The organism is Mycobacterium sp. 4858 (assembly GCF_900240975.1).
Lineage (GTDB): Bacteria > Actinomycetota > Actinomycetes > Mycobacteriales > Mycobacteriaceae > Mycobacterium.
The window spans coordinates 1,079,579-1,100,970 of the sequence record NZ_LT968776.1; the positions used below are offsets into that span (position 1 = coordinate 1,079,579).

The 21,392-nt window shown below is 71.1% G+C and carries 14 protein-coding genes and 1 pseudogene; 5 read left to right on the forward strand and 10 right to left on the reverse strand.

Annotated elements, in window-relative coordinates; all coding sequences use genetic code 11:
* The first annotated feature begins 150 nt into the window (after window positions 1-150).
* The 3 genes from C1737_RS13565 to C1737_RS13575 are packed head-to-tail and all read left to right on the forward strand — an operon-like array spanning window position 151 to window position 7,937.
* Window positions 151-4,635: a cation-translocating P-type ATPase gene (locus C1737_RS13565; RefSeq protein WP_102418637.1), complete on the forward strand. Its 4,485-nt coding sequence runs from the start codon at window positions 151-153 to the stop codon at window positions 4,633-4,635.
* A gap of 3 nt (window positions 4,636-4,638) precedes the next feature.
* The gene (locus C1737_RS13570; protein ID WP_102418638.1) at window positions 4,639-5,259 is read left to right on the forward strand and encodes a DUF5994 family protein; all 621 of its coding nucleotides are present in this window, start codon (window positions 4,639-4,641) and stop codon (window positions 5,257-5,259) included.
* A 17-nt stretch (window positions 5,260-5,276) separates the two neighbouring features.
* Complete coding sequence (locus tag C1737_RS13575) at window positions 5,277-7,937, forward strand: cation-transporting P-type ATPase (RefSeq protein ID WP_102418639.1); 2,661 nt, start codon at window positions 5,277-5,279, stop codon at window positions 7,935-7,937.
* Here the strand turns inward: C1737_RS13575 and C1737_RS13580 are convergent.
* Both C1737_RS13580 and C1737_RS13585 read right to left on the reverse strand, forming a co-directional pair.
* Window positions 7,906-9,444 carry an FMN-binding glutamate synthase family protein gene (locus tag C1737_RS13580; protein WP_102418640.1) on the reverse strand — a complete coding sequence of 513 codons (1,539 nt, stop codon included), beginning with the start codon at window positions 9,442-9,444 and terminating at the stop codon, window positions 7,906-7,908. The genes C1737_RS13575 and C1737_RS13580 overlap by 32 nt on opposite strands.
* A complete protein-coding gene (locus tag C1737_RS13585; RefSeq protein ID WP_067924262.1) occupies window positions 9,441-9,845 on the reverse strand; it encodes a CBS domain-containing protein in 405 nt (134 codons plus the stop codon). The genes C1737_RS13580 and C1737_RS13585 overlap by 4 nt, the downstream gene beginning before the upstream one ends.
* Before the next feature lie 108 nt (window positions 9,846-9,953).
* On the opposite strand from C1737_RS13585, the gene C1737_RS13590 reads away from it, so the two are divergent.
* Window positions 9,954-12,326, forward strand: coding sequence for a heavy metal translocating P-type ATPase (locus C1737_RS13590; RefSeq protein WP_102418641.1), 2,373 nt, complete (start codon window positions 9,954-9,956; stop codon window positions 12,324-12,326).
* On the opposite strand, the gene C1737_RS13595 is transcribed toward C1737_RS13590, so the two are convergent.
* The 3 genes from C1737_RS13595 to C1737_RS13605 form a co-directional block, all read right to left on the reverse strand.
* Entirely contained in the window at window positions 12,315-13,442 is a 1,128-nt protein-coding gene (locus tag C1737_RS13595; RefSeq protein ID WP_102419940.1) for a PPE family protein, read from the reverse strand. The genes C1737_RS13590 and C1737_RS13595 overlap by 12 nt on opposite strands.
* Window positions 13,443-13,570: 128 nt before the next feature.
* The gene (locus tag C1737_RS13600; protein ID WP_102418642.1) at window positions 13,571-14,725 is read right to left on the reverse strand and encodes a PPE family protein; all 1,155 of its coding nucleotides are present in this window, start codon (window positions 14,723-14,725) and stop codon (window positions 13,571-13,573) included.
* A 285-nt stretch (window positions 14,726-15,010) separates the two neighbouring features.
* Window positions 15,011-15,367 (reverse strand): hypothetical protein, encoded by a 357-nt coding sequence (locus tag C1737_RS13605; RefSeq protein ID WP_102418643.1) that lies wholly within the window; start codon window positions 15,365-15,367, stop codon window positions 15,011-15,013.
* Between the two features lie 111 nt (window positions 15,368-15,478).
* Here C1737_RS13605 and C1737_RS13610 point away from each other — a divergent pair, with 111 nt between their 5' ends.
* Window positions 15,479-15,769: a hypothetical protein gene (locus C1737_RS13610; protein ID WP_102418644.1), complete on the forward strand. Its 291-nt coding sequence runs from the start codon at window positions 15,479-15,481 to the stop codon at window positions 15,767-15,769.
* Between the two features lie 40 nt (window positions 15,770-15,809).
* On the opposite strand, the pseudogene C1737_RS13615 reads toward C1737_RS13610, so the two are convergent.
* From C1737_RS13615 to C1737_RS13635, 5 genes and pseudogenes are all read right to left on the reverse strand, one after another.
* Window positions 15,810-16,203, reverse strand: a pseudogene (locus C1737_RS13615) (hypothetical protein); the annotation flags it as partial.
* A gap of 37 nt (window positions 16,204-16,240) precedes the next feature.
* A complete protein-coding gene (locus tag C1737_RS13620; RefSeq protein WP_142393458.1) occupies window positions 16,241-16,870 on the reverse strand; it encodes a hypothetical protein in 630 nt (209 codons plus the stop codon).
* Window positions 16,871-17,286: 416 nt separating this feature from the next.
* On the reverse strand, window positions 17,287-18,075 hold the full coding sequence (locus C1737_RS13625) for a pseudouridine synthase (protein ID WP_231980509.1): 789 nt from the start codon (window positions 18,073-18,075) through the stop codon (window positions 17,287-17,289).
* Between the two features lie 68 nt (window positions 18,076-18,143).
* Window positions 18,144-19,898: a glycerol-3-phosphate dehydrogenase/oxidase gene (locus C1737_RS13630; RefSeq protein ID WP_068091535.1), complete on the reverse strand. Its 1,755-nt coding sequence runs from the start codon at window positions 19,896-19,898 to the stop codon at window positions 18,144-18,146.
* A 49-nt stretch (window positions 19,899-19,947) separates the two neighbouring features.
* Window positions 19,948-21,363 (reverse strand): NAD(P)H-quinone dehydrogenase, encoded by a 1,416-nt coding sequence (locus tag C1737_RS13635; RefSeq protein ID WP_067924255.1) that lies wholly within the window; start codon window positions 21,361-21,363, stop codon window positions 19,948-19,950.
* Window positions 21,364-21,392: the final 29 nt, after the last annotated feature.

The window sequence follows — 21,392 nt, forward strand, 5'->3', positions numbered from 1 at the left end:
CAACGCGAGCGGTTTTGACAAGGGACAAAAGCCCCTCGAAAAGGGCCTCAATGACTTTTTCCCGCGCACGTTACCGCCCGTTAAGCTGCCGCTGTAACCCTTGCGGAACCGGGGGCACTGTAGACAATCGACCCGAGCCCGGAGAACACGGTGAGCACACGACGCGGCCTGCCCGGCCTGGGCTTGCTGACGGCTCCGTTGCGCGTCGCCGCGGTCGGCACCGAGCTCGCGGCCGGCACCGCCCTGCTGGGCGGGCACGTCGCGGCCAGCGTGGGCAGGTCACTGGTGCACGCCACGCCCGACGTTCCCGCCCTGACCCGCGCGGCGGCGGGCGCGGTCCTCGAGGCGGTGGGTGGCCCCCCGGCCCGGCGCGTCAGCGACAACGGACCCAGGCGGTGGATCGAGGTGCGCGGCCTCGACGGCGAACACGGCCCGGCGATCGCCACCGATGTGTTGGCGGCCGTCCGGGCGATGCCCGGGGTGCAGCAGGCCTACCTCAACCGCACGCTGGCGCGCGTGGTGGTGACCGTGGCCGACGACGGGCCGTCGGCGGCCGCCCTGTGCCGGAGCGTCGCGGCCGCGGAACGACGCGGCGGACGGCGGGCGGGCAGGGCCCTGCCGGCCAGCCTGCCCGGCGACGACGCGCTGCTGATGGGCCGGATGGTGGCGGCCACGGCCGCCTCCGTGGGCCTTGGCCTTTCGCTGACCGGCAGCCTGCTGCGACTGCCCCGGCTCCCCGACTTGGTGGCCGTGCCCCCGACCGTGGCCGACCACCTGCCGCGGCTGCGCCGCGAGCTGGAGCGACGCCTCGGGCCCGAGGGCACCGATGTGTTGTTCGGCATCGTCAACGCCACCTCCGCGGCCCTGACGCTGTCACCCACGGCGGCGGCCGCCGAGGCCGCCACCCGCACCATGCTGGCCGCCGAGGCGTGGAACGGCAGGCTGGCCTGGATCCGGCACGAGCCCGGCTTGGCCGAGCGGCCGGTGGCCGACGACGGGGTCTCGGCCCCCGTCGGCAACCCGGCCCCGCCGGACGGGCCCGCGGAGCGCTACGCCAACCGCGCCGGCCTGGCCGGCATCGGCGCCGCCGCCGCGGTCGGCCTGCTCACCCGCAACCCGGACGCCGCCGGCGCGGCCGCGCTGGCCGCCGTCCCCAAGCCCCTGCGGTCCGTGCGGGAAGCGTTCGGCTGCACGATGAACCGCGGCCTCTCCGGCCGCCACGACGCGCTGGTGCTGCGGCCCCGGGTATTGCGGACGCTCGACCGGATCGACGCGATCATGGTCGACCCTCGGGCGCTGTACACCGACGAACTGACGGTGAGTCGCGTGCTCGGGGTGGAGAATTCGGACCGCGCCCACGCCTGGGAAGCGGTCCGCGCCGCGCTCGACAACGACGGCCTGCAGCCCGGCTGGCACCAGCTGGCCGACATTGCCGGGGCCGGCAGCGTCGGCGAGGCGCTCATCAGCCCCGTCCGCGACCCGCTCGCGGCGGCGGTGCTCACCGAGGCGCGGCGGTCACAACCGCGCGTCTATTCCCTCGACGACGACGGATTGCGCTCCCTGGCACAGGGTTTCGACGAGTTGTATCCCGCGGCCGAGCCGGGCGGGTCGATCGACCACGCGGTAGCGGCGGCCGTGGCCGAGCTGAAGGCCGCGGGGAACACCGTGGCCCTGCTGACCACATCGGAGATGCGCGCCGCGCACCGGTCCGACGTGACGATCGGCCTGCTGCGGCCCCGACATTCCCCGCCCTGGGCCGCCGACGTGATCGCGAACGACCTGACGGGGGCCTGGCGCCTGTTGCACGCGTTGCCCGCCGCGCGCGCGGCCACCGACGGGGCAGTCCGGTTGTCCGCGTCGGCGTCGACGCTGGGCGCGTTGATGCTCATTCCCGGTGTGCCCGGGCGCAGTTCGGCCTCGGTCAACGTCGGCATGGTGGCCAGCCTGTGGTTCGGGTACCGGGCGGCCGTCAAGACCCTCCGGGATCCGCTGCCGGAGCCCGAAACCAGCCACGACTGGCACGCCTTGCCGGTCGCCGAGGTGCAGCGGCTGTTGCCCCGCCCCACCGAGGAGGACCGCGAGGAGGCGGCCGCGTGGTGGCGGCAGGTGCCGCCCCTTCGCGCGCTGCACGACGCGAGCGCGGCGTCGTGGGGGACCATCCACGACTTCGCCGACGAGATGCGCGGCGACCTGGCGGACCCGATCACCCCGCTGCTGGCCACCGGCGCGGCGGCCAGCGCGCTGCTCGGCTCCCTGCTGGACGCGGTGCTGGTGGGCAGCGTGCTGCTGGTCAACGCCGCCTTGTCGGCCGAGCAGCAGCTGCACGCCGAACGCACCCTGAATCGCCTGCTGGCCGTGCAGGATCCGCCGGCGCGACGACGGGTGGGCCCGCTGGACAAAGAGCGCCGCGAGAAGGTGCCGACCAAGCGGCTGCGGCTTGGCGACATCATCGAGGTCCACGCCGACGAGGTGGTGCCCGCCGACGCCCGGCTGCTGCACGCCTCGAACGTGGAGGTCGACGAGTCGACGCTGACCGGCGAATCGCTGCCGGTGGCCAAGCAGACCGAACCCACGCCGGGGGCACCGCTGGCCGAACGGACCTGCATGCTCTACGCCGGCACGACGGTGGTCGCGGGCACGGCGGTGGCCGTGGTGACGGCCGTGGGGTCGCGGTCGGAGATGCGCCGGGCGCTGGCGATGGCGCCCAGGAAACTGCAGGAGATCGGCCTGCAGCGGCAGTTGCGGCACATCACCCGCCGGGCCCTGCCGTTCAGCGTGGCGAGCGGCGGCCTGGTCGGCCTGCTCAGCGTGGCACGGGGCACCGGGTTGCGCGAGGCGGTGTCCAGCGCGGTCACGCTGATCGTCGCGGCCATCCCGGAGGGGTTGCCGCTGGTCGCGACGCTGGCCCAGCTGGCGGCCGCGCGCCGGCTCACCGGCGAGTCGGTGCTGATCCGCAACCCGCACTCGGTGGAGGCGCTGGCCCGGCTGGACGTGGTGTGCTTCGACAAGACCGGGACCCTGAGCGAGAACCGGCTGAAGGTCAAGGCGGTGCACCCGATGAAGGGGCAGACCCCCGGTGCGGTGCTGGACGCGGCGTTGAGCACCAGCTACGCCAGGCATACCCACCGTGTCGACCACGCCACCGACGACGCGATACAGCGGGCCGCCGGCGATCCCGCCCTGCGCGGCGACGGCTCCGAGCCGCAGCGGCTGACCCGGGACGCGTTCCTGCCGTTCCAGTCCGGCCGCCCGTTCGCGGCCGCATTGGTCGGCACCCGGCTGACCATCAAGGGTTCACCCGAGGTGCTCGCGTCGGCGCTGCTGCACGACGACCACCCGTTGACGCAGCAGGTCGACGAGATGGCGGCCAAGGGGTTGCGGGTGCTGGCGGTGGCCGAGCGCCAACTCAGCGCGGACGAGGCGGCGGCCGCGGCGGCCGATCCCGACCGGCTGGAGGCCCTGTGCTCCTCCGGGCTCACCCCGATCGGGCTGCTCGGGCTCGCCGACACCCCGCGGGCCGCTGCCCCCGGGCTGTTGAAGGAACTCGCCGCGCGCGACATCGGCGTCCGGCTGATCACCGGTGATCACCCGGCGACCGCGGCGGTGATCGCCCAGGAACTGGGCCTCGATGTCACCGCCGACCAGGTGATCACCGGCGCAGACTGGGAGGCACTCTCCGCCGACGGGCGGGCCGCCGCGGCGGCGTCGCGGGTGGTCTTCGCGCGGATGACGCCGGAACACAAGATCGACGTCGTGCAGACCCTCGAGCGGGCCGGGCTGGTGACCGCCATGGTCGGCGACGGCGTCAACGACGCCGCCGCGATCCGGGCGGCCAGCGTGGGCATCGGCGTGGCGGCGCGGGGCAGCGACGCGGCCCGCACGGCCGCCGACGTGGTGCTGCTCGACGAACGGATCGAGGCCTTGCTCGACGCGCTCGACGAAGGCGAGCAGCTGTGGCGGCGCGTGCAGTCGGCGGTGTCGATGCTGCTGGGCGGCAACCTCGGTGAGGTGTGCTTCGCCCTGTTGACCACCATCCTGACCGGGCGTTCGGTGCTCAACGCCCGCCAGATGCTGTTGGTCAACATGCTGACCGACGCGCTGCCCGCCGCCGCCCTGGCCGTCAGCCCCCAGACCGGCACGGCCGACGTCGACCGCGACGAGGCGGCGATGTGGCGGGCGATCGGCATCCGTGGGGCGGCGACCACCATCGGCGCCACGGCGGGCTGGACGATGGCCCGCGTGACCGGCCCGCCGGGCCGCGCGGCGACGGTCGCCCTGGTCGCGCTGGTCGGCGCGCAACTCACCCAGACCCTGGTCGACTCGCGCGCCCCGCTGGTGGTGCTGACGTCGGTCGGCTCGTTGGGCGTGCTCGCGGTGGTGATCAGCACCCCGGGCCTGAGCCAGCTGTTCGGTTGCACGCCGCTGGACCCGCTGGCCTGGGGTCAGGGCCTGCTGGCGGCGGCGACGGCCAGCTCCTTGTCCGCGGTCGCGCCCGACCTGATGTTGCGCGCGTCACACAGCGTGCAGCGGCGCTGGCTCGGCGTCGAGCCGGCGACCGGTCCCGAAAGGGCACAAAGTCCCACCACTTCGGTGCGGCCGGCCCTGTCGGGTTCCGACCGCCCCGCCGACGATTGAGGCGTGCATATGGAAAATCGCTTACAGCTCAAGCCGTACCGGTCCGTGTCGGAGCACATCGACGGTGCCTGGTGGCCGCGGACCACGAACCTGGTCGACGAGTTGCCTGGCCTGCTGGCGTCGGTGGCCGAGCGGCTGGGCCCGGTCGTGATGGTGGGCTATCGCCGCAACGGCTGGCAGGAGACGCCGCCGCTGGCCGAGATCGGCGGCCAGACGGTCGAACTGCTGGCGTTCACCAGCGACGAGCCGGCCAGCGTCATCCTGATCGGCGAGGACGGCCACCACCTCACGCTGCACGTCATCCGCCCCGACGCCGGCGAGGAGGTCGCCCGTCAAGCGCTGGAGCAGGCCCGGATGCCCGCCGACGACGCGGTGCCGCAACACAGCCATTCGACGGTGGCGCGATCCGTGGCCGATGTCGCCGACAAGCTGGCCCGCCACGAGGGGCTCGGCGACGAGCAACGGACCGCCCAGATCAAGCGCTGGTCCGAGGAGGCCGCCGAGCAGTTCGTCGACGCCCCCGTCCAGACCTTCGTACCGATCCTCGTCGAGCACATCGTCCGCAACCGGATGCTGGAGTCCCGCAGGGAAGCCGCCTCGCCGCAGCCGGCGAGCCAGCACTGACCGGTTGAGCGCGCCCGGTGGACGCCGCACTGCTCGACCCCGACCCCGCGCTCCTCGACGCCGCCGCCGTCGTCGACCGGCTGCGCACCGATCGCGAAGCGGGGTTGCCCGCGGCAGAGGCCGCCCGCCGGCTCGCCGCGGTGGGCGCCAACGACATCGAGAGCGTCCCGCCGCCGCCGGCCTACCGAAGGCTGCTGGCGCAGTTCCGCAGCCCGCTGATCTACCTGCTGCTCGCCGCGTTGGTCGCCTCGCTGGCGGTCTGGGTGGTCGAGGGAGCCGGCGGCTGGCCGGTCGACGCGGTGGTGATCGCGGTCATCCTCGTCCTGAACGCGCTCCTGGGGTACGCGCAGGAATCCCGCGCCGAGAAGGCGGTGAGCGCGTTGGCCCGGATGGCCGCGACGTCGGCGACGGTCATCCGGGACGGTGCGCGGCGCACGGTTCCCGCCGGCGACGTGGTGCCCGGCGACGTGTTGCTGCTGGCCGAGGGCGATGCCGTGGCGGCCGACGCCAGGCTGCTCTCGTCCGTGGGGCTGGAGCTGTCCGAGGCCGCGCTGACCGGTCTGAGCGAACCCGTGCTCAAAGATGCCCGGACGCTGCCTGGGCCGGCGGCGCTGGGCGACAGGGCGGACATGGTGTTCAAGGGCACCGCGGTCACCCGGGGCACCGGGCGGGCGGTGGTGACCGCGACGGGGATGGCGACCCAGACCGGTCAGATCGCCGGCCTGGTCCGCACGGTCGACCACGAGCCGACGCCGCTGCAGCGTGAGGTGGCCCGGGCCAGCCGGCTGCTGGGGATCGCCGTGCTGGTGATCGCGGTGGTAGTGATCGCGACGATCTTCGTGGTCTTCGGCATCCACACCGCCCACGACGTGGTGACGGCGGTGCTCCTGGGCGTCTCGCTGGCCGTGGCGGCCGTGCCGGAGGGCCTGCCCGCCATCATGTCGGTGGTGCTCGCCCTGGGGATGCGGCGGATGGCAGGTCTGAACGCCGTCGTCAAGGAGCTGTCCTCCGCCGAGACCCTGGGCTCGGCGTCGGTGGTGTGCTCGGGCAAGACCGGCACCCTCACGACCGGAGAGATGACCATCGTCCGGGTCGTCACTCCGCTTGGGGAGGTGAGAGTCACCGGCGCCGGGTACCGGCCCGAGGGTCGCCTCGAGCACGGCGGCGCGCCGCTGGGTGAGGGCGACGACCTGTGGCGGCAGGCCGCCCTGGTGCTCGACGGGGGCGCCGCCGCCAACGGTGCTACCGCGCTCGACATGCACGACGGCCAGTGGACGATCCGGGGCGATCCCGTCGACGCGGCCTTCCTGGTCGCCCGCAAGAAGCTCGGCGACGGGCCCCGCACGACGCCGACTGACGTGACGACGGGCGATCCCGGCGAGGTGCTCGGCCGGTGCACGCACCTGCGGGCCGGCGATCGGCTTGCGCCACTCGACGACTCGGCACGGGCCGCGATCCGAAGCGACGCGGAGCGGCTGGCGCTCGACGCCCTGCACACCGTGGCGGTCGCCTGCCGGTCCGACGGGCACCTGGTGTACCTGGGCATGGTGGGGATCACCGATCCACCCCGGCCGGAGGTGGCGGCCGCGATCGCCGAGGCGCGCCGCGCCGGCGTCCGGGTCGTGATGATCACCGGCGACCATCCGCGGGTCGCCGCGCGCATCGCCCGGAAGCTGGGTATCGAAGGCGGCGAGTCGGCCGTGTCCGGTGCAGAACTCGCGACGCTGGATGACGAGCAGCTGCGGGAAACGGTGCGCCAGCACTCGCAGTACACGCAGGTCGATCCGGCGGACAAACAGCGCATCATCGACGCGCTGCACGCCGACCATGAAATCGTGGCCGTCACCGGGGAGGGCATCAACGACGCGCCCGCGCTGAAGTCAGCCGACATCGGCATCGCGATGGGACGCTCCGGCACCGAAGTCGCCAGGGAAGCGGCGAACATGATCCTCGCCGACGACAACTTCGCGACCATCGTCCAGGCCATCCGCGAGGGCCGCGGCATCTTCTCGAACATCAAGAAGTCGCTGCGCTACCTGCTGTCGTCGAACATGGGCGAAATCTTCACGGTTTTCTTCGGGGTCGTGCTGGCCGGGGCGGTCGGCCTGGCGCAGGGCGATACCGTCGCGCTGCCGCTGCTGGCCACGCAGATTCTGTGGATCAACCTGCTGACCGACGGCGCACCGGCGCTGGCGTTGGGCGTCGACCCGCAAACCGAAGAGGTCATGAGCCGGCCGCCCCGCTCGGCCTCGGACCGGGTGATCGACGCGCGGATGTGGAACAACATCATCGTGATCGGCGCGGCGGTGGCGGCGGCCACGCTGCTCACCATCCGCATCTACGCCCCCGGCGGCCCCCTGCCGTCGTCGCTGGACACCGCCCGCACCGCGGGATTCACCGTGCTGGTGATCGCCCAGCTGATCAACGCCGTCAACGCCCGCTCGGAGACGCGGTCGGCGTTCCACCGGTTCTTCGCCAACCGGTGGTTGTGGGCGGCGATCGGGCTGTCGGCGCTGCTGCAGGTCGCCGTCGTTCAGCTGCCCGTCCTCAACACGGCCTTCACCACCACGCCGCTCTCGCTGAGTCAGTGGCTGGTCTGCATCTCCGTGGCCAGCACGGTCCTGTGGGTCAGCGAGATCCGCAAATTCATCCTGCGCCGCTGGACATCACGGCCGTGATCGCCTCGGCGTCGGCCGGGCCGGGCAGGCCCCAGTCGGGCTGGTAATCCAGCAACTGATCGACTCGGACGGTCTTCATGTCGACGTCGAGAAGCTCGATGGCCTCCAGCGGCACCAGCGCCGGATGGACGTAGCCGCAGGTGCGGGCCAACTGCAGCAGTTCGAACCGCAGGGTGGCCAGGTAGTTGGCGCAGCGCACCGATTTCAGGTCCGGGTCGAGGCCGTGCTGCAGCCACGGCGACTGGGTCGCCACGCCCGACGGGCAGCGGCCGGTGTGGCAGCGCTGCGCCTGGATGCAGCCGATCGAGAACATGGCGGTCCGGCCGACATTGACCATGTCGCAGCCGGTGGCCAGGGCCAGCAGCGCGTTCTCCGGGATGCCCAGCTTGCCCGACCCGATGAAGACCACGTCGCGGTGCAACCCGTGCTCGGCGAAGGCCCGGTACACCCGCGGCAGAGCCCACTTGAAGGGCAGGGCGACGTGGTCGGTGAAGACCAGCGGGGCCGCGCCGGTGCCGCCCTCGCCGCCGTCGACCGTCACGAAGTCAACACCGGTGCCGGTGCGGGCCATCCGCCCCGCCAGGTCGCACCAGAACCGCCCCTCCCCGACCGCCGACTTGATGCCGACCGGCAGGCCCGTCTCGGCGGCGATCGTCTCCACCAGCTCCAGCAGCCCGTCGACGTCATGGAACGCGGAGTGGCCCGCCGGGCTCCGGCAGTCCACCCCGGCCGGCACGCCGCGGATGGCGGCGATCTCGGGGGTGACCTTGGCGCCCGGCAGCACGCCGCCCAGGCCGGGCTTGGCGCCTTGGCTGAGCTTGATCTCGATGGCGCGGATGGACGGCGTGGCCGCCACCCGGTCGACCAGCCGGGGCAGGCTGAACCGGCCCTCTTCGTCGCGGCAGCCGAAGTAGCCGGTGCCGATCTGCCAGACCAGGTCGCCGCCGTGGAGGTGATACGGCGACACCCCACCCTCGCCGGTGGTGTGCAGGGCGCAGGCGATCGCCGCGCCCTTGTTCAGGGCGGTGACGGCCGCGCCGCCGAGGGCACCGAAGCTCATCCCGGAGATGTTGACCAGCGACGACGGGCGAAAGGCCTTGGCGCGGCCGCGCGCGGCGCCGAGCACCTTCGCCGCCGGCAGTGGCACCGCCGGGTCCGGGTGGTCGGGCTCACCGGCCGGCGCCGCGACGGGGAACGCGGCGTGCTTGACGATGGGATAGTTGTGCACCCGCTCCAGGTCGTTGTCGGTGCCGAAGCCGAAGTATCGGTTGGCCAGCTTCGACGACGTGTACACCCAGCGGCGCTGGTCACGGCTGAACGGCCGTTCCGCGTCGTTGTCGGTGACGATGTACTGGCGCAGCTCGGGGCCCACCGCTTCCAGCAGGAACCGCAGGTGTCCGATGACCGGGAAGTTGCGCAGGATGGTGTGGCGGCGCTGCAGCAGGTCCCAGCCCGTCAGCCCGGCCAGGCCGCCGCCGAGAAGCGCGGCCACCGCTCGCGGCCTCAAGAATCGAAGTCCGCGTAGACGCCCAGCAGGTCGCGGGCCGAGACGATGCCGACCAGCGCGCCGTCGCGCTCCACCAGCACGTGGCGGATGTAGCGGTCCATCATCCGGGCGGCGACCTGGTCCACCGAGGCTTCGGCGTCACACCACACCAGTTTGGTGCTGGCCACGTCGGAGACCGGGGCGGTCGCGAGATTCCGCCCGGCCGCCACCGCCCGCACGATGTCGCGCTCGCTCACCAGCGCGGCGGGCCGCGGGTCGTCGCCGACCGCGATCGCACCCACGTCGCAGGTCACCATGGCCCGGGCGGCGTCGGCGATCGTGGCGTCGGCGGGGACGCGGGCGACGGGGTCGCCGGTGATGGTGTGGATCGGCATGGAACCGGCGGAAGGACTTGCAGTCACGTCACCAATGCTGACCGGGACGCGCCGCCACCTGCTAGTGACCTGAGTCCTCAATCCCCGTCCATCCGGCCCTAGCCATCGCCGCGATGTCAGGGAAGGCTGACTGGCATGGACGTCGGGGCACGCGGGCGGCGGACCCTGCCCACCCGGTGGGTCGAGCCGGCCCTGGCCGCGGTGACCGCCGCCGCGCTGGCGGCCGGGGGGATCGCCTGGCTGGCCGGTGCCCGGCGGATCGCCGACGGCTGTTGGATCGCGGGCACGGTGGTGGCGGTGATCCCCGCGGTGGTGTGGGTCATCGCCGCGCTGCGCCGGGGCCGGTTCGGGGTGGACCTGATCGCGGTGTTGTCGCTGGTCGGCACCCTGCTGGTGGGCGAATATCTCGCGGGGGCGCTGATCGCGGTGATGCTCGCCGACGGGCGGGCCCTGGAGGCCGCGGCCGAACGCCGCGCGTCCCACGACCTGCGGGCGCTGCTGGAGCACGCGCCACGGTTCGCCCGCCGCCGCGTCGGCTCGGCAGTGGACGTCATCGCGCTGGATGACGTGGCAATCGACGATCTGCTGCTCGTCGGCCCGGGAGAAGTGGTGCCCGTCGACGGGCGCATTTCCAGTGCGGTCGCGGTGCTGGACGAATCGGTCCTGACCGGCGAACCGCTGCAGGTGGAGCGAACCGCCGGCGAACCCGTGCGCAGCGGGGTGGTCAACGCGGGCAGCGCGTTTGAAATGGAGGCCACGGCCACCGCCGCCGACAGCACCTACGCCCACATCGTCCGCCTGGCCGCGGAGGCCGGCGCGGAGAACGCGCCGGTGGTGCGGCTGGCCGACCGGTACGCGGCATGGTTCCTGCCGTTGACGCTGCTGGTGGCCGGCGCGGCGTGGCTGGCCAGTGGGTCCGCTGTGCGGGCGGTGGCGGTGCTGGTGGTGGCGACCCCGTGCCCACTGTTGCTCGCGGCACCGGTCGCCATCGTGTCCGGGCTGTCGCGGGCCTCGCGCCGCGGTGTGGTGATCCGCGGTGGCGGCGCTCTGGAAAACCTCGGCCACGCAACCACTTTGGTGATGGACAAGACGGGCACCCTGACCATGGGGTGCCCGGTCGTCATCGACGTGGCCGCCGCCCCCGGGCGCGACGCGATCGAGATCCTGCGGGTGGCGGCGTCGGTGGATCAGATGTCCCCGCATGTCCTGGCCGAGGCGATCGTCACCGCCGCGCGGGCCCGCGGCCTGCAGCTGTCCCTTCCGACCGAGGTCGTCGAGGAACCCGGCCGCGGCGTCACCGCCACCCTGGACGGTCACCGGGTGCACGTCGGCAAACTCTGGCACGACACCGCCAACACCGAATGGGCCCGCGCGGTGGTGAATCGCGCCCTGCTGGACGGCGCCGCCATCGCCTGGGTCTGCGTCGACGGGCGGCCCACGGGCGCGGTGCTGCTGCGCGACCCGCTGCGTCGTCACGCCCCGCGCACCCTGCGGCGGCTGCGCGAGGCGGGGCTGAACCGATTGGTCATGCTCACCGGTGACCGCACCGAGCCTGCCCGCGAGGTCGCGGCCGTGCTGGGCCTGGACGAGGTGTACGCCGAACAAAGCCCGGCGGACAAGGTGGCCGCCGTCCGCGCCGAGAAGGACCGCGCGGTGACCGTGATGGTCGGCGACGGGGTCAACGACGCACCCGCGTTGGCCGCGGCCAGCGTCGGCGTCGCGATGGGTGCCCGCGGCGCCACCGCGTCCTCGGAGGCGGCCAGTATCGTCTTGACCACCGATCGACTGGAGCGGCTCGCCGACGCGATGGACATCGCCCGGTGGTCACGACGCATCGCCGTGCAGAGCGCGGTCGTCGGCATGGCCCTGTCACTGGCCGCGATGACCGTCGCCGCCGCGGGGTGGCTGCCGCCGGCCGTCGGCGCACTGGTGCAGGAGGGCATCGACGTCGCCGTGATCCTCAACGCGCTGCGCGCCCTGCGCGGCAACCCCGACATCGAGGTCGACCTGCCGGCTACGACCGAACAGCTGCTGCGGCGCTTCGACGCCGAACACGACGAGCTGCGCGACGCCGTGGACCTGTTGCGCGACGCCGCCGACCGGCTCGCCGACGGGGCCGACGAGCCGGCTATGGAGGCCGTGCGCCACGCCCACACCGTGCTCACCGAGCGGATCATCCCGCACGAACGGGCCGAGGAGTCGGAGCTCTATCCGGCGCTGGCCCACCCGCTGGGCACCAGCGAAGCGACCGCACCGATGAGCCGGACCCATGCCGAGATCCAGCGACTCTCCGACCGGATCGGCGCGCACCTGGCGTTGGCCCAGAGCAGCGGAGCGATCGGCCCCGACCAGGTCGACGACCTGCTGGCGTGCCTCTACGGGCTGCACGCCCTGCTGCGCCTGCATTTCCTGCAGGAGGAGGAGAGCTATTTCACCCTGGCCGAGGACGAGCCCGGCCCGTCACGGCCGGAGCGCCGTCAGGCGTTGGGGCCCAAGCTATCCCGCTGACGGCGGTCGCTTCATGACGGTGCCGGGAAGCTCCGCGCCGATCTCGATGTCGTCGTAGTCCCGACCATCGCCGCGACCACCCTTGCCACCCATCGGCGGCCGCATCGGAGCTAACGGGAGGCCGGGCGGCTGCGCCGCGCCCGGCGGAAGCGGGGACACCGCCGAGGCCAGCTGCACCGGCGGCTGGACGCCGGGCAGCATCCCCACCGTCGCGGGCGGCATGCTCAGCTTGCCCACCAGGACGGAGACCCCCAGCGCGCCGCGGGGGGCCAGCGTCCCGGAACCGATCGCGTTCATCAAGCTGGCATCCGCCGACGCCAGGGCGGCCCCACCTTCGGCCAGGCCCTGGCTGATGTCGGCGCCCACGCCTTGGAGCGCCTGGGCCGCGTTGACCTGCGCGATGTAGCTGAGCAGGTTGACGGGAAACCCGCCCGCGATGAACTGGTTGCCCCAGGTGCTGAAATACCCGAACCAGCCCTTGTTGGGGTTGAAGGGGGTGACGCCGAGCGCGTCGATGACGGACCCGGTGGTCGACGAGCTGGTCAGCGCGTTCGCTGTGGGCGCGACCGTGGCCTGGGTGGTCACCGCCGAGGGATTGGCGACCTGTGGCGGTGGCGAGAACTGAGACAGCTTGACGGCGTTCAGCGACGTCGCGCCGTACCGGTACATCGCGGTGGAGTTGTTCACCCACATGGCGTTGTACTCGGCCTCGGTCTCGGCGATGGCCGGAGCGTTGATGCCGAAGAAGTTGGTGGCCAGCAACGTTGCCAACCGCGCCCGGTTGGCCGCCACGACGGAGGGGTGCACCACCGTCCAGTGGGTCAATTCGAATGCGGCCGTGACGATTTCCACCGAAGCGGCGATTTCCTGGCATTGCGCCGCGGTGGTGTGCAGCCAGGCGAGGTAGGGCTCGAACGCCTGGGCCATGGACAGCGCGGACGGACCCTGCCAGGTCGCCATCGTCGACGCCAACTCCGAGGCGTAGCTGCTGGCGGCCGCCTCCAACGCGGCGCCGAGCTCTTGCCATGCGCCTGCCGCGTCGATCATCGACCAGGCGCCGGGCCCGGCATGGATCAGCGCCGAGGTGATCTCGGGGGGCAGCAGGCCGAAATCGATCACGGGTCACCCGCCGGCACGGGGCGCACGAGTGCCGTCGCGCGTGCGCGATACAGGGCTCGCGCCGCCATCGACCTATCCGGCGGCGAAAAGCGGCTTCCGGAGTCGTGAGGAACCATGGTCGCCCCTCATCCGCCGCTGGGCGGTCGCTGGATCACCTTCTTCGGGAGTTCCGCCCCGTATTCGAGATCCTCGAACTTCTGCTGTTTGCGCTTGCGCCACCCGCTGCCGGCCGAGTTCGTCGCGGGGGCCATCATCGGCATCACCGGCATTCCGGTCAGCCCGGCGTCGGCCGGCAGGGGCGACACCGACGAGGCCAGCTGCACCGGCGTTTGCGTCGCCGGCAGCAGCCCCACCACCGCGGGCGGCGCCGTCAGCTTGCCCAGCGAGACCCCGACCCCCATCGCGGCCGCTGGCGCGCCCCCCGGGGCCGCCGAGATCGCGCCGGCCAGCCTGGTCACCGACGCCGCCAGCGCCCCCTCGCCCTCGGAGAGCCCCAGGCCGATGTCGCTGCCCACGCCCTGCAGCGCCTGGGCCGAGGTGTTCTGAGCCAGGTAGCTGAGCAGGTTGATGGGAAAGCCGGACGAGATGAACTGGTTGCCCCAGGTGCTCCAGTAGTTGAACCAACCGGAGTTCGGGTCGAAGCTGCTGATAGTCGAAGTGAGCGACGAGGCCGCATTACTCACCGTCGAACTCGTGGAGCCGGAGCTCAACAGGGCTGCATTAGACACCGCTGACTGCTGGCTGGCCGTCCCGCTCGGGCTGGTGATGGACAGCGGCGAATTGAACTGGGACAGCTGGCTCGTGGCCTGGCTGGTGGTCGCCTGATAGCGCGTCATCGCCGCCGAGTTGTTCGCCCACATGGTCTGGTACGCGTTTTCCGTCTGGGCGATCGCGGCCGTGTTCTGCCCGAACGTGTTGGTGGCGAGCAGCTGCGCCAGCCGCGTCCGGTTGGCGGCCACCACTGCGGGCTGCACCACCGCGGACTGAACGTCGCTGAAGGCCGCCGCGGCAGACTCCGCCGAGGTGGCCATTTGCTGGGCCTGCTGCGCGGTGGTGCGCAGCCAGATGAGGTAGGGCTGCACGGCCTGCAGCATCGCCATCGAGGATGAGCCGTCCCACGACTCGATCAACGACGACAACACCGAGGCATACACGGCGACCGAGTTCTCCAGCTCGACGCCCAGACTTTGCCACGCGCCCGCGGCCTCGATCAGCGAACCCGCTCCAGGCCCGGAGTGGATAAGCGTCGAGGTGATCTCGGGGGGCGCGAACAAGTCCATCACACCTCACATTGTCTATGCCGAGTACGCGGCCGGAAAATTGCGTTTACCAGGTTGCAAACACGCCGGAAACATTGAGCACTCACCCCCCAGGGTGCCCCCCAGATCCTTCCCCGTCGAGTCCCGGCTGGGACGAACGATATACCCCTGACCTTAGGGTAACCAAAGCATTAAACGACCGGGCCCTTTCCGGCGGCCGATCTGCCTTGGAATGGATTTCGCAGACGGTCACCGTGGCGCCGCGGGCTACCCGATCGCGGGCCGCCCACGCGGGCGCGATGCCCACTACAGGCCGGGCAGGCAGATGGGCGCTCCGTAGCACGGCGGCGGGCCAAGGGGGCGCCGCGGAGCATCCCCCTCCCAGACGAATTGGCCGACGTTGCCCATGCCCCCGACCGGGACCCAGTACCAGTGGTGGCAGACGCCCATGTCCCAACGGACGTCCGGCATCGGCAACGGTTGCCCCGGGCACCATTCGTGCGGAACCGTGAAGTTGTCCACGGGCAGTGGACGATTGAATTGGGGCGTCATTGTGGGGCCCGCCTGCGCGGTGCCCCCGGACAGCCCCAGGCCTATTGCCGCCACGCCGCCTGACAGCAGCGCGCCGGCGATGATCTTCCCGACTTTGCGATTGTGCGACATTGGCTCGCGCCTTTCCGATGTGGACTACGCGAATCAGCAGACAGCGAATGGTTCGCTACCGATCCCAAAAGCCGCTATGAAAGCGGTAGCGTCAGGTGTCGGGAGGCAATCATGAAGCGCGGCATCGTCGGAGGATTCGCTGTCCTGCTGATGGCCGCGGGGCCGATCGTCTCGTCGCCGCCGGCCAGCGCCGGCTGCCTGTACGGAGGACCCGTCCTCAGCAAGTGCGACGGACCAGTGCAGCCCGACGGCACCTGGCAGCGTTGCGTGGCAGTCGCCCGGTTGATTCCCAACGGCGCCAGTTCGTACCTCGTGCCCGACGGGCACTGCGATGTGATGGGCCCCGACCATCCCCCTTCGGATTTCACCTTCGCCGACCCACCGACGCACATCGACGGCTGAGGCCGGAACCCTCCCGGGAGCGTGGGGTGCGGGAGCCAATTCAAAACGGTGGCGGGTCGTCGTCGGTGGTGGCGTCGCGGGGCCGGTAATGCGCGGTGTCGCTTGGTTGCCGGACCGCGGTGCGGGCCATTCGATTCTGTCGACGTTCGGTGGCCACGCGCGCGGCGCGGTCCCGGGCGCGGGTGCGTCGTCGGGTCGGCATCATCGCCGTGCGCTCGGCGCAGTAATCCTGGAGCGGGTCGACTTCTGGGGCCGCGAGCGCCCCGGTGGCCCAGCACAGGCTCGGGAACAACAGCTCGCTGCCCGGGGTGGGTGACATAGGTGCGCCCAGCCGGGGAAGTCAGGATCAACGTCGCGTCGGGCAGCTGCTTCTCCTGCCAGCCCCAGAAGGTCTTGAGCAAATAATGCAGCCCCCTGTGCGAAATACACTTCAGGCCAAATAGGGCCGGTCGGCAGCGAACCTGGTGCAGGTCACAGTCTCGTATGAAGTTCGAGTCCCACAGAGAAGGCAAGCAGAGTAATAGCTAGAACTTCGAACCCTAAGCTCCATACGGCGAGGTCAGATTTTGCTTTGTTGCTCCGGCGCAGAGTCTTTATTGTCTCGACTTGACTTTCGATCCACATCTGCCTGGCGTCGTCCTCGGTTCTGCCCCAATTAGTGTCCTTGACCAGACTTTCAAGCGTGGCAGTGCTCAGTACTGAGTACGAGAAGCGATACGCCTGGATGAATATGGCAATCACTGCGGAGACGAGAAAGGCTGCCAGCGCGAGTGTTAGAAACCACACGGCAAAATGATTTTTGAATGTGTAGTCTTTGCCGGAAACGAAGATGGTCAGTCCGAAGATAAGCGTCAACATCGCCGTGCTGGTGGTCAAGATGGTGGCGCCGCGTCCCTCAACGCGCCTACGGCGGTCCTCCTCGCCTGCGAGCAGGATACCTACGAGCTTTTCGTACACCTGGCCGGCGGCTGAAGGTTTTGCGCCCTCGGGCGCTAAAGCTTCAGGCTTCGTCTTCGACTGGGCTGTCGGTGGACTCGTTTGTCCCCCAACCTCCGCCGAACTCATACACAACTTCTTCGTCGTTGGCTTCAGGACCTTCATCTGACCGCATCATGACACGCTCCACCTCCGCGTGATCGTCGGGTCCAAACCCCGCTCATTAAGGCACTTCCGTGTGGGAGCGTACGCCTCTGTCGGCCGAAATAGATGGATACTTTCCAGAGCTAAGAGAAACACATGGTGGGATACCGCCGCTCGAAACGCTCATCAACGCGGCGATCACCTCCGCCGACGACACCCGCTCCAGCAACCCCGAAGACTGACGGCAAGAATTCAGCCGAGCGTTCGGTCCGCCTTCCTGATGCAGCCGGAGCGCTCCTCCCCGTAGGCAACAAGACGATCGCGGCGAGGACGCCGCCCCCGAACGGCGCGAGGTAGCCGCCGGGCAGTGAATTCTCCCCGCTGACATTCCACAGGGCGGTGGCCTCATGCGCGACGACCGAAGCCAGAATCACCATCTAGGGCCGAGTTCGGCGGCTGACGAATTCGCGACGGGCGCCGGTCACCGGGTCGTCGAACTCGATGCGCTGCGCCAACAGCCGCAGCGGCGTGCTGAAGTCGTCGGGCGGCACGTCGATGATGTTGGGGTACAACGGATCCCCGTCGATCGGCAGGCCGAGGGAGGCCATGTGCACGCGCAACTGGTGGGTGCGCCCGGTGCGCGGGGTCAGCCGGTACAGGCCGTCCGGTGAAACGAGTTCGACGAACGTCTCCGCGTTGGGCGCACCGGGTTCGCAGACGGCCTGTAAAACGCCGCGCCGCTTGATGATCCGGCTTTGCACCACGCGGGGCAACGCCACGGCCGGATCCACGGCGGCGCGCGCCAGATACGTCTTGCGCACCAGCCCACGGGAAAACAGCGTCTGGTATGCGCCGCGTACCTCGCGGCGCGCCGTGAACAGCAGCACGCCGGCGGTCAACCGGTCGAGCCGATGGGCGGGGCTCAGCTCCGGCAGGCCCAGTTCCCGCCGCAGCCGCACCAGCGCCGTCTGCGCCACGTGTCGCCCGCGGGGCATGGTGGCCAGGAAGTGGGGCTTGTCGACCACGACGATGTCCGCGTCGCGATGCAGCACCGGGATGTCGAACGGCACCGGAACCTCATCGGGCAGCTCTCGGTACAGAAATACGTGCGATCCGGCGGGCAGCACCGTGGCCTCGTCGACCACCGCGCCGCCCGCATCGACGACCTCCCCGGCCAGCACCTTCGACCGCGCGGGCGCGCCGAACCGGTCGGTCAGCTCGGCCATCACCGGTCCCCCGCGCAGCCGCACCCGCGCCGGGCCCAGGCCGTCCCGCACCGGCAGTGGCGCGGGCCTCAATTGAGCGGCACCGGCTCGAGGATCTCGGCGCGGGCCTCCGGGGCGCTCGCGCGCAGTTCGTCGGCCGACACGTCATCGGGCTGGGCCTGCGAGAGGATCTCGGCCTCCACCCGCGCCGAGTAGTTCGACACCTCACGCTCCACGTCGGCCGCGCTCCAGCCGAGCACCGGGGCGACCACGTCGGCGACCTCGCGCGCACAGTCGACGCCGCGGTGCGAGTATTCGATGGAGATGCGCATCCGGCGGGCCAGGATGTCCTCGAGGTGCAGCGCCCCCTCGGCGGTGACGGCGTAGAGCGCCTCCACCTTGAGATAGCCGGGCGCCTCCTTGATCGGGGTGAGCAGGTCGGCGTTTCCGGACGCCAGCCCCAGCACGTCGCCGATCATCGAGCCGTAGCGGTCCAACAGGTGGCGCACCCGGTACGGATGCAAACCCTGCAGCGCCGCAACGTGTTCGGCCTGATTGACCAGTGCGAAGTAACCGTCGGCGCCCAGCAGGCTGACCTTCTCGGTGATCGAGGGCGCCACCCGGGCCGGGACGAACTGCGCCGCGGCGTCGATCGCGTCGGCCGCCATCACCCGGTAGGTGGTGTACTTGCCGCCGGCGATGGCCACCAGGCCCGGCGCGGGCACCGCCACGGCGTGTTCGCGGGACAGCTTGGAGGTCTCCTCGCTCTCCCCGGCCAGCAGCGGCCGCAGCCCGGCGTACACGCCGTCGATGTCGGCATGGGTCAGCGGGATGGCGAGCACCGTGTTGACGGTCCGCAGGATGTAGTCGATGTCGGCCTTGGTGGCCGCGGGGTGGGCCAGGTCCAGGTTCCAGTCGGTGTCGGTGGTGCCGATGATCCAGTGGCTGCCCCACGGGATGACGAACATCACCGACTTCTCGGTGCGCAGGATGATGGCGACGTCGCTGACGATGCGGTCGCGCGGGACCACCACGTGCACGCCCTTGGAGGCGCGCACCTGAAATCGCCCGCGCTGCTTGGACAATGCCTGAATCTCGTCGGTCCACACGCCGGTCGCATTGACCACGACGTGGCCGCGCACTTCGGTGATCGACCCGTCCTCGGAGTCGCGGACCCGCACGCCGGTGACCCGGTCGCCCTCGCGCAGCATCGCCACCACCTGGGTGGAGGTACGCACCACCGCGCCGTAGTGGGCGGCCGTGCGCGCGACGGTCAGGGTGTGCCGTGCGTCGTCGACGACGGTGTCGTAGTAGCGGATTCCGCCGATCAACGACGTCCGCTTCAAGCCGGGGCTCAACCGCAACGCGCCGGCACGAGTCAAATGCTTCTGCGCCGGAACGGATTTCGCGCCGCCCATCCGGTCGTAGAGGAAGATGCCCGCCGCGATGTAGGGCCGTTCCCACACGCGGTTGGTCAGCGGGAACAGGAACGGCATCGGCTTGACCAGATGGGGCGCCAGCGTAGTCAGCGACAGCTCCCGTTCGTAGAGCGCCTCGCGCACCAGGCCGAACTCGAGCTGTTCGAGATAGCGCAGCCCGCCGTGGAACATCTTCGACGAGCGGCTCGAGGTGCCCGACGCGAAATCGCGCGCCTCGACCAGCGCCACCTTGAGCCCGCGGGTGGCGGCGTCCAGCGCGCAGCCGGAGCCCACCACGCCGCCGCCGATGACGACGACGTCGAACTGCTCGGTGCCGAGCCGCTCCCAGGCCACCTCGCGGTGCTGCGGTCCCAGCACGGATGCCGGCGAGCCGAGCTCGCTGGGCGCGTGGATCGGATCGGTCACCGGGAAACTCCTGTCGGTTACTCGCCAGTAGGACGGTGTCGAACCAAGGCTAGTCCAGATCGTCGTGCGCCATCAGCCGACGAGCGGCCTCGGTGATCGACCCGGACAACGACGGGTAAACGGCGAGCGTCTGCGCCAGCTCGTTGACGGTGATGCGGTTCTGGACGGCCACCGCGATCGGCAGGATCAGTTCGGAGGCGATCGGGGCCACCACCACGCCGCCGATCACCACGCCGGTGGATTTGCGGCAGAACATCTTCACGAAGCCCTGCTGCAGACCCGACATCTTGGCCCGGGCATTGGTGCGCAGCGGGAGCATGATCGTGCGGGCCGACACCGAGCCGTCGTCGATCATCGTTTGCGGCACGCCGACGGCCGCGATCTCGGGCCGGGTGAACACCGTCGCCGCCACGGTGCGCAGCCGGATGGGGCTGACGCCCTCGCCCAGCGCGTGATACATCGCGATCCGGCCCTGCATGGCGGCGACCGACGCCAGCGGCAGCAGGCCGGTGCAGTCGCCGGCGGCGTAGATGCCGGCCACCGAGGTCCGCGACACCCGGTCCACGGTCAGGTAACCGCCGCGGCCCAGCTCGATGCCGACGCGGTCCAGGCCCAGGCCGCCGGTGTTGGGCACCGATCCGATGGTCATCAGGGCGTGGCTGCCCTCCACGGTGCGCCCGTCGGCCAGGGTGACCAGCACGCCGTCTCCCGCGCGGGTGACTGACTGGGCCCGGGCGTTCTTGACCAACTGAACGCCGCGCTCGGAGAACGCCTCCTCCAGGACCAGCGCGGCGTCGGCGTCCTCGTAGGGCAGCACGCGGTCGCGGCTGGCGACCACCGTCACCGGAACGCCCAGCTCGGTGTAGGCGTGCACGAACTCGGCGCCGGTGACGCCGGACCCGACGACGACGAGGTGCTCGGGCAGCGCCTCGAGGTTGTAGAGCTGCCGCCAGGTCAGGATCCGCTCGCCGTCGGGCTGGGCCGACGGCAGGACCCGAGGGCTGGCGCCGGTCGCGATCAGCACGACGTCGGCCTCGAACTCGCTGGTGGTGCCGTCGCCGGCGGTCGCCCTGACGCGGTGGCAGGCCAGCCCGGGCGTGGGGTCGATCAGCTCGCCGCGGCCGGCGACCACGTGCACGCCCACGGCGAGCAGCTGTTCGGTGATGTCGGCCGACTGCTCGGTGGCGAGCTGCTTGACCCGGGCGTGTATCTGCGGCAGGGAGATCTTGGCGTCGTCGATGTCGATGTCGAACCCCAGCCGCGGCGCCCGGCGCAGCTCGGTGCGCAGCCAGGTGGAGGCGATGAAGGTCTTGGAGGGGACGCAGTCGTCGAGCACGGCCGCGCCGCCGATGCCGTCGGAGTCGATGACGGTGACGTGAGTGGTGTCCGGGTGGGAGGTGGCGGCCACCAGGGCCGCTTCGTAACCGGCCGGGCCTCCACCGAGGATCACGATGCGGGTCGCCACAGCCCCAACCTAGCGGGGCCCCCGGTGAC

Coding starts and splice junctions, on each gene's coding strand:
- C1737_RS13605 (WP_102418643.1), bottom strand. CDS start 15,367: ATGTCGCACAATCGCAAAGTCGGGAAGATCATCGCCGGCGCGCTGCTG.
- C1737_RS13590 (WP_102418641.1), top strand. CDS start 9,954: ATGGACGTCGGGGCACGCGGGCGGCGGACCCTGCCCACCCGGTGGGTC.
- C1737_RS13625 (WP_231980509.1), bottom strand. CDS start 18,075: ATGGCCGAGCTGACCGACCGGTTCGGCGCGCCCGCGCGGTCGAAGGTG.
- C1737_RS13610 (WP_102418644.1), top strand. CDS start 15,479: ATGAAGCGCGGCATCGTCGGAGGATTCGCTGTCCTGCTGATGGCCGCG.
- C1737_RS13600 (WP_102418642.1), bottom strand. CDS start 14,725: ATGGACTTGTTCGCGCCCCCCGAGATCACCTCGACGCTTATCCACTCC.
- C1737_RS13620 (WP_142393458.1), bottom strand. CDS start 16,870: ATGAAGGTCCTGAAGCCAACGACGAAGAAGTTGTGTATGAGTTCGGCG.